Source organism: Nocardia mexicana NBRC 108244 (genome assembly GCF_001613165.1).
In the GTDB taxonomy this organism is placed as follows: domain Bacteria; phylum Actinomycetota; class Actinomycetes; order Mycobacteriales; family Mycobacteriaceae; genus Nocardia; species Nocardia mexicana.
Genome location: NZ_BDBV01000058.1, coordinates 1 through 9,094, shown reverse-complemented (window position 1 = coordinate 9,094; position 9,094 = coordinate 1). Strand labels below are relative to the sequence as shown.

The window sequence follows — 9,094 nt, the reverse complement described above, 5'->3', positions numbered from 1 at the left end:
CCAGCCAGGCCATCCACTGGCACAACTACTCACATACGGGAGTGGTCAGTCGGCCTTCCATTGGGCCAGGTACTCGCGTTCGGGGGCGGTTAGGCGGCGTAGGCGCTGGGTGTCGATGTCGAATGCGGCCAGTTGGGTGCTGGCGATCACGGCGGGGGGTGAGTCGAGGGCGGCGCCGTTCGCGCGCACCTCGTAGCCGATGGTGAAGTCGACCGCGCGCAGCTGATCGATCCACATGGCAATGTCCAGCGGCGTGTCCTCGTGGCGGAGCTGGCCCTTGTAGCGCACGTGCAGATCGGCGAGCACGCATCCGGAGCGCAGCCCGGAGGTGGGACGGTCGTCGAACAGCCACGGGATCCGTGCCTCCTCGAGCAGCGTCACCATCCGGGCGTGGTTGATGTGCTGAAAGACGTCCATATCCGACCAGCGGACATCGACCTTGGCGTGAAAACGCTTGGGCAGCACGGCGGTACCGGCCGTCTTCGCGAGCCCGTTCACCGAACCGACACTCGTCACACTAACCTCCGATCGGATTGCCGCCCGCGCACCGTGCCGCCCCGGGCGGCCGGCGCCGCGAGTGGTGAAGCAGCGGGTCGGAACCGTTCCGGCGCCACGCTGCCTCCGGACCGATTCGGCTATCCAGTATGCCGGGTCGGGCGGGCGGCGCCGGATCGGGTCACGACTGCGCCACTGGCGTCACATCTGATCCGGGCCGGTCAGCGGGGTGTTGGACAGCTTTCTGTGAGTTGGCACAGCGGCCGCGTCGCCCCCTACCGGCCCCTAGCGGGACCGGTAGGGGGAATCGATGGGAGGTCCCGGGGACCGATAGGAGTCCCCGAGGGCTGGTAGGAGACCAGGGACCAGCACAGGAGACCCGGGGACAAGGTACGGAGGCCCCGGGACCCCGTACGGACGCCCCGGGGACCCGGTACAGAACCCCGAGGACCCGGTACAGAACCCCGAAGACCCAGTACGGAGCCCCCGAGGACCCAGTACGGACGCCCCGGGGACCCGGTACGGAGCCCCCGAGACCCCGTACGGAGGCTCCGAGGACCCCGTACGGAACCCCCGAGGACCCAGTACGGAGGCCCCGAAGATCCAGTGGTGAAGCCCCGGGCCGGTGGGAACTTTGGCGTGTCTCAGCGCACCTCTGCTTGTGCGCCGACGCCGCTTACCATGCTGCGGACCTGGCGGGCTGCCACCGACAGGGTTGCCAGGTCGTGGGTTCCGGACTCGAACAGCTCTGCCAGCGCGGCGCGGGCGCGGCCCAGGCGGGACTGGTTCTTGGACTCCCAGTACGCGATCTTCTCCTCGGCCGTCTCCTCCGGATCGCCGCCGGACAGCACGTCCAGCGTCAGCGAGCGCAGCGATCCGTACATGTCGTCGCGCAGTGCCAGCCGGGCCAGCGCATGCCAGCGGTCACCGCGCTCGAGGTGGCTGACCGCCTGCAGCAGCCAGTCGATCTTCAGGTGTTCGTTGAGCGCGTAGTACAGCGCACCGACCTCCTCACCACTGCGGTCGGTGATGTCTGCGATATCTACGACGTCCATCAGCGGGAACAGGTTGAGCAGCCCGAACACCTCGGTCGCGAGCGCCTCGGGAACACCGCGGTCGATATATTTCGCCGACTGCTCCTCGAGCGAGTCGACGTGGTGCCCGCGCAGCCAGCCCGGCACCTTGGGCGCCAGCTCGCGCACCGCTCCGCTGTACCGATGGATTTCGGCGCCGACCGCGATCGGCTGCGGCCGGTTGCTCAGCAGCCAGCGCGAGGCCCGGTCGAGGGTGCGCTTGGTCTCCAGCTCCAGATCGTCCTTCACCGCGGTGGCGATGTCGGCCGCGCGGATGCGGCTCCAGATCGACGACAGGTCGAAGATCTGGCTGGCCGCGGCGAACGCGCGCACGGCGTCGGTGGCGCTGGCGCCGATCTCCTCGTTGAGCCGATGCGCGTAGGTGATCCCGCCGAGGTCCACCATCTCGTTGATCACCATGGTGGTGACGATCTCGCGGCGCAGCCGGTGCCGCTTGATCGCGGTGCCGAACCGCTCGCGCAGCGGCGTCGGGAAGTACCGCGGCAGCCGGGCCGAGAAGTACGCGCTGTCGGGCAGATCAGAATCGAGCAGATCGGTTTTCAGCGACAGCTTGGCGTGCGCCATCAGATTCGCCAGCTCCGGCGAGGTGAGCCCGGCACCGGCCTCGGCGCGCCGCTTGATGTCCGGATCGGACGGCAGGGCCTCCAGCTCACGATCCAGCCCGCGGCGGGATTCGAGGTCGGCGATCAGGCGCTTCTGCACGTTCAGCATCCGCGGCGCCTCCGCCCGCGACATGCCCATCAGGAAATTCTGCGAGACGTTGTCCTGCAGCACCATGTCCGAGACCTCGTCGGTCATCGAGGCCAGCAGCGAATTGCGTTCGGCGGCGGGGAGTTCACCGGCGGACACCACCCCGTCGATCAGCACCTTGATATTGACCTCGTGGTCGGAGCAGTCCACACCCGCCGAATTGTCCAGCGCATCGGTGTTGCACTTGCCGCCGTTGAGGCAGAACTCGATCCGTCCGTGCGCGGTGAGGCCGAGGTTGCCGCCCTCGCCGATCACCTTGACCCGCAGGCTGTTCGCATCGACCCGCACCGCGTCGTTGGACTTGTCCCCCACCTCGGCGTTCGATTCGGCCGACGCCTTGATGTAGGTGCCGATGCCGCCGTTCCACAGCAGCCCGACCGGCGCCCGCAGAATCGCCCGGATCAGCTCCGGCGGCGACAGCGACGTGACGTCGTCGTCCAGGCCGAGCGCGGCCCGGGCCTGCGGGCTGATCGGCACCGACTTGACGGTGCGGTCGTACACGCCGCCGCCCGCACTGATCAGCGACGTGTCATAGTCACGCCAGGACGAGCGCGGCAGGGCGAACAACCGCTTGCGTTCCGCAAACGACTGCGCCGCAACAGGATCCGGATCCAGGAAGATGTGCCGGTGATCGAACGCCGCGACCAGTCGGATGTGCTCCGACAACAGCATCCCGTTACCGAACACATCACCGGACATGTCACCGACACCCACCACAGTGAACTCCTGCGACTGCGTATCGATATCCATCTCGGCGAAATGCCGCTTCACCGACTCCCACGCGCCCTTGGCCGTGATCCCCATCGCCTTGTGGTCATAACCCACCGAACCACCCGACGCGAACGCATCACCGAGCCAGAACCCATACGACTGGGCCACATCATTGGCGATATCGGAAAACGTCGCCGTGCCCTTATCGGCAGCGACCACGAGATAGGTGTCATCGCTGTCACGGCGCACCACCCGCGCGGGCGGGAGCACCTGCCCCGTCGCCTGATCCACGTTGTCGGTGACATCCAGCAGGCCCGAGATGAACGTGCGGTAGCACGCCACCCCTTCCGCCTGCAGCGCCTGACGATCCGCCGCCGGATCACCGGTCGTCGCGGGCGGATGCTTCACCACGAACCCGCCCTTGGCCCCCACGGGCACGATCACGGCGTTCTTGACGGCCTGCGCCTTCACCAGACCCAGAATCTCGGTGCGGAAATCCTCGAGACGGTCGGACCACCGCAACCCGCCGCGCGCCACCGGACCGAAGCGCAGATGCACACCCTCGATCCGCGGCGAATACACGAAGATCTCGAATTGCGGCCGCGGCTTGGGCAATTCGTCGATCTCGCCCGGCTCCACCTTGATCGACAGATACTCGCGCGGCCCACCGTGCTCGTCGGTGCGGTAGTAGTTGGTGCGCAGCGTCGCCCGCACCAGGCTCAGGATGGCGCGCAGGATGCGGTCGGCATCCAGGCTCACCACCTCGTTGATGCGCTCGGCGACCGCGGCCTCCAGCTCGGCGGCCCGGTCGGGCGAGGCCGAGTCCGGATCGAACAGCGCCGCGAACAGGTCCACGAACAGCCGCGCCGCATCGGGCGAAACCAGCAGCACCCGGGCGATATTGGCCTGGCTGTAGGGAAAGTCGGCCTGCTGCAGGTACTTCGAGTACGCCCGCAGGATCGACACGGTGCGCCAGTCCAGACCCGCGCGCAGCACCAGCTCGTTCAGCGCATCGGCCTCGGCGCGTCCGTACCAGAGCGCGTCGAACGCCGCGGTGAACCGCTCGCGCAGCCCGCGCTCCTGCGCGTCGAGCGCGTCCAGCCGGTCGGACGTCTCCACCAGTTCGGCATCCATGTTGCGGTCCAGCGACATCCGCAGCAGGTCGGGCCGAGCCTGCAGGCCGAAGTCGTAGATCCAGGCCTCGCGGCCGTTCTCGAACTGCAGCTTGTACGGCCGCTCGTCGACGACCTCCACGCCCAGGCTCTGCAGCAGCGGCAGCACCTGGCTCAGCGAGATGCCGCCGCCGATGTAGAGGGTGAAACGCCATGAGCCGGGCGCGGATTCGGGCCGCCGGTACAGGTGCTGATCGATCTGGCCGGGAGCCAGCCGCTCCAGCCGCACGATGTCGGCGAGGGCGCGACCGGCCCGGAAGTCCTCCTTGTAGGCGTCCGGCAGCGCGGACGTGTAGCGCTGCACCACGGCCGGATCCAGCACCGTCGAGGCGGCCACCTCGTCGCGCAGGTGATCGTCCCAGGTGCGGCTGGCCTCGGCCAGCAGCGCCTGGATGCGCAGCCGGTTCGGCTCGGACACATCCACCGGTGTGCCCGGTTCCGGCAGGCGCACCGTGAAATACACGCTGGCGAGCTCGCTTTCGGAGACGCGAGCCGAATAGTCGATGGAGACGCCGCCCAGCTCGCGCACCAGAATGTCCTGGATCTCGAGGCGGACCCGGGTGGTGTAGCGGTCGCGCGGCAGATAGACCATGCAGGCCACGAACCGGCCGTAGGAGTCCGAACGCAGGAACAGCCGCACCTGCCGCCGCAGCCCGACGTTGAGCACCGCACCGGCGGTGTGCCGCATCGTCTCCACGTCCGCGGAGAACAGCTCGGTGCGCGGGAAGGACTGGATCACCTCCAGCATCGCCTGCCCGGAATACGATTCCAGCTCGTGGCCGCTCTGCTCGACCACCGAGCGCACCCGGCGTTCGATCACCGGGATGTCGAGCACGTTCTCGTGCATCGCGGCGACGGTGAACACGCCGATGAACAGGTGCTCACCGGTGATGGCGCCGCTGGTGTCGAATTCGGCGACGCCGACGAAGTACGGATACACGGAGCGATGCACGGTGGCCGGGACCAAGCCCTGGGTGAGCATCAGCAGCGGGCGGTCGCCGCCGTCGACCGGGACGCGGAAGTCGGTGCCCACGTCCAGGCGCAGCACGCCGAGGCAACTGTCCGGGTCCACAACGGATTTCGCCTGCACGCCACCGGTCGCGGGGCGCTGGTAGCGCGCGTAGCCGAGCACGGTGAAATGCCCGTCGGCCAGCCAGCGCAACAGATTCGCGCAGTCGACGAGATCGGTCGGCGAGAACGGCGGGGTGCCCTCCTTGGCCGCCAGCTCGAGCATCTCGGCCAGCCCGTCCTGCACCCCGCGCATGGCCTTGGTGTCGCCGATGACCTGGCGCACGTCGGTGAGCACGTCGGAGATGCCGGTCTCGAGCTCGGCCAGCAGCGCCGGGCTGGTCGACGGGTGCAGCTGTACGTGAATCCAGGATTCCCGCAGGGCGTCCGCGCCGTTGCCGTCGACCTCGTGCGGGACGGCGGATTCCAGAGCGCCCTCGGCGTCGCGGGTCGACTCGAGAATCGGGTGGATCACCTCGCTGATGCTGACGCCGTGCCGGCTGAGATACGCCGTGACCGACTCCACCAGCAGCGGCATATCGTCGGTGACCATCTGCACCGCCGCCCCGAGACCGGCGCCGTCGTCCGGGTGGTACACCCGCACCCGTGCCTGCCCGGGCGGGCGCTGCATGCCCAGCTCGAGGTGTCGTCGGAACACCAGGCTCGAACCGCCTGTGATCGCGACGTCCACATCGCCGGCGTCCACGTGGCGGAAGTACGCCTCCTCGAGGTTCGCCAGTTCGCCGCGCAGCTGCGCCGGCAAACCGGCGGCCCACGCCGCGCTGGACATTTCGGACGAGACCGTCATTTTCTTCGCCAACTCCTCGGATTCGGTTCCGCAACAAAGTGACGCCGGAGTCGAGAGTAGCTGGACGCCCGAGACGCCGCCGAGGAATCCTCCCAAACCTGCGGCGGCGCCGGGCAGTCCGAACGGCACGGTTGGTACGACCGCACCAGCACACCGCCCGAATTTCCAGGTAGCGCGCGACAGACGTTGCGCCAGTTGTTATTTGACGCCCGTCCCATTATGACGAATCACACTGTTTGCTTGTCGATAACCCGCGAGTAACCGACGGTAGTACCCGCGGGTAACCGGAAACCGAACCCGCGAGTAACCCGAGGCGTGGACCTAGTCGCGAGTCAGCTTGCGATGCGTGACCCGGTGCGGCCGCGCGGCCTCCGGCCCCAGCCGCTCGATCTTGTTGGCCTCGTAGGCCTCGAAGTTGCCCTCGAACCAGAACCAGTCGGCCTCGTTGTCGTCGTTGCCCTCCCACGCCAGGATGTGCGTGCAGGTGCGGTCGAGGAACCAGCGGTCGTGGGAGATGACCACGGAGCAGCCCGCGAACTGCTCGAGGGCGTTCTCCAGCGAGCCGAGGGTCTCGACATCGAGGTCGTTGGTGGGCTCGTCGAGCAGGATCAGGTTGCCGCCCTGCTTCAGCGTCATCGCCAGGTTCAGGCGGTTGCGCTCACCACCGGACAGCACACCCGCGGGCTTCTGCTGATCCGGGCCCTTGAAGCCGAACGCGGAAACATAAGCGCGCGAAGGCATTTCCTGACTGCCGACCTGGATGAAGTCCAGGCCCTCGGAGACGACCTGCCACACCGTCTTGTTCGGGTCGATGCCCGCGCGGTTCTGGTCGACGTAGCTCAGCTTGACCGTGTCGCCGATCTTCACCGTGCCGCTGTCGGCCTGCTCGAGACCGACGATGGTCTTGAACAGCGTCGACTTACCGACACCGTTGGGGCCGATGACGCCGACAATGCCGTTGCGCGGCAACGTGAATGACAGATCCTTGATCAGCTGGCGGTCGCCGAAGCCCTTGCCCAGGTGCTCGACCTCGACGACCACGTTGCCCAGGCGCGGACCGGCCGGGATCTGGATCTCCTCGAAGTCCAACTTCCGCATCTTCTCGGCCTCGGCCGCCATCTCCTCGTACCGGCCGAGGCGGGCCTTGTTCTTGGCCTGGCGCGCCTTGGCGCCGGAACGCACCCACGCCAGCTCGTCCTTCAGTCGCTTCTGCAGCTTCTGGTCCTTCTTACCCTGCACCTCCAGGCGCTCGGCCTTCTTCTCCAGGTAGGTGGAGTAGTTGCCCTCGTACGGGTAGGTGCGGCCGCGATCGAGCTCGAGGATCCACTGGGCGACATTGTCGAGGAAGTAGCGATCGTGTGTGACGGCGAGAACGGCACCGGCGTACTGGGCGAGGAACTGCTCGAGCCACAACACCGACTCGGCGTCCAGGTGGTTGGTCGGCTCGTCGAGCAGCAGCAGGTCGGGCTTGCTCAGCAGCAGCTTGCACAGCGCGACGCGGCGGCGCTCACCACCGGACAGGTTGGTGACCGGCTCCTCCGGCGGCGGGCAGCGCAGCGCGTCCATCGCCTGCTCCAGCTGGGAGTCGAGATCCCAGGCGTCGGCGTGGTCGAGGTCCTCCTGCAGCTTGCCCATCTCTTCCATGAGCTCGTCGGAGTAGTCGGTGGCCATCAGCTCGGCGATCTCGTTGAAGCGGTCCAGCTTCACCTTGATCTCGCCGAGGCCCTCCTCGACATTGCCGCGGACCGTCTTCTCCTCGTTCAGCGGCGGCTCCTGCTGCAGGATGCCGACGGTCGCGCCGGGGGCGAGCCAGGCGTCGCCGTTGTTCGGCTGGTCCAGCCCCGCCATGATCTTCAGCACGCTCGATTTACCGGCGCCGTTCGGACCGACCACGCCGATCTTGGCGCCGGGGAGGAAGTTCAAGTTCACGTCATCGAGGACGACCTTGTCTCCGTGCGCCTTGCGAACCTTGCGCATTTGGTAAATGAACTCTGCCATGTGCATCACCCTAGTAGTTCCGAAGCGATCGGCTTTACCCGGCTGGCGAATTCCCCCAGGTAGTCAAGGAGTTTGAGCGGGCTCGACCGGTCGATCGTCAGCCGCAGGCTCAACGCCCCGGGGCTCCGCGGAGTTCCCGGATCGGCGGCGCGTCACCGTCGCCGAGCAGCGGCCCAGATCCGGGCCGACCGCGCTGGCCCGCATCTCCAGATCGTGCCGCTCCGCCCCGTCCTTGGTCCGGTACTCGTTGGTGCGCAGCTGCCCGTAGGCGATGACCGGATCGCCGCGGCGGAGCGAGGCGTCCACACCCTCGACCAGGCGCCGCCAGCAGCTGATCGTGACGAACAGGCTGCCGTTGTCTACCCATTCGCCGCGGTCGCGGTCGAAGCGCCGGGCATTGCTCGCCATCCGGAACGTGATCACCTGCTCCCCGCCCGGCAGACTGCGCCGCACCGGATGCGTCACCACGGTGCCGATGACGGCCGTATTCGCCTCGTACATGATTCCACCCCTCGAGAATTCGGCCATTTCGACCATTTCGGGACTCGGCGGCCCTCGGATCCCCGGCCGCCCCTCCGTTCCGGAAGTACCTCCAGCCTGCTCGATCCGCCGTCCGCGCAACAGACCGAATCCGGTTCTGGGGATGGAATTCCGGGATGTGAATACCCACTGTTCCGATTGCCCGGATCGCGCTACAGCGTCGCCAGGTCCGTATTGGCCCCGCACAGGACGATCACCGGCCGCTCCCCCGGCTCCGGCACATACGCCCCGCTCTGGATCGCGGCCAGCGCCGTCGCGCCCGCCGGTTCCACCACGATCCGGAACTCCCGCCACAGGTATTCGCGCGCCATCGCGATCGCGTCGTCGGTAACCAGCACCGAGCCCATCGAATACCGGGTGGCGACCTCCAGCGCGATATCGCCGATCCTGGTGGCGCCCAGGGCATCCGCGGCGATGCTGTTGACGTGCACGTCCACCGGGCGCCCCGCGGCCAGCGCGGCGTGCAGCGTGGGCGCGCCCTTCGGTTCGACGCCGACCACCCGGCCGCGCAGCCCCTG

At 67.7% G+C, this 9,094-nt stretch carries 5 protein-coding genes; all 5 read right to left on the bottom strand.

Going from position 1 to position 9,094, the window contains the following annotated elements; genetic code table 11:
* Positions 1-45 precede the first annotated feature (45 nt).
* Positions 46-498: an acyl-CoA thioesterase gene (locus tag NM1_RS23885; protein WP_068023902.1), complete on the bottom strand. Its 453-nt coding sequence runs from the start codon at positions 496-498 to the stop codon at positions 46-48.
* Positions 499-1,139: 641 nt separating this feature from the next.
* Positions 1,140-6,038: an NAD-glutamate dehydrogenase gene (locus tag NM1_RS23880; RefSeq protein WP_068023891.1), complete on the bottom strand. Its 4,899-nt coding sequence runs from the start codon at positions 6,036-6,038 to the stop codon at positions 1,140-1,142.
* 321 nt (positions 6,039-6,359) lie between these two features.
* Positions 6,360-8,036 carry an energy-dependent translational throttle protein EttA gene (ettA, locus tag NM1_RS23875; RefSeq protein ID WP_068023898.1) on the bottom strand — a complete coding sequence of 559 codons (1,677 nt, stop codon included), beginning with the start codon at positions 8,034-8,036 and terminating at the stop codon, positions 6,360-6,362.
* A gap of 63 nt (positions 8,037-8,099) precedes the next feature.
* Positions 8,100-8,537: a single-stranded DNA-binding protein gene (ssb, locus tag NM1_RS23870; protein WP_068023895.1), complete on the bottom strand. Its 438-nt coding sequence runs from the start codon at positions 8,535-8,537 to the stop codon at positions 8,100-8,102.
* Between the two features lie 191 nt (positions 8,538-8,728).
* On the bottom strand, positions 8,729-9,094 hold a 366-nt coding region (locus NM1_RS23865; protein WP_157123998.1), incomplete at its 5' end, for a pyridoxal-phosphate dependent enzyme.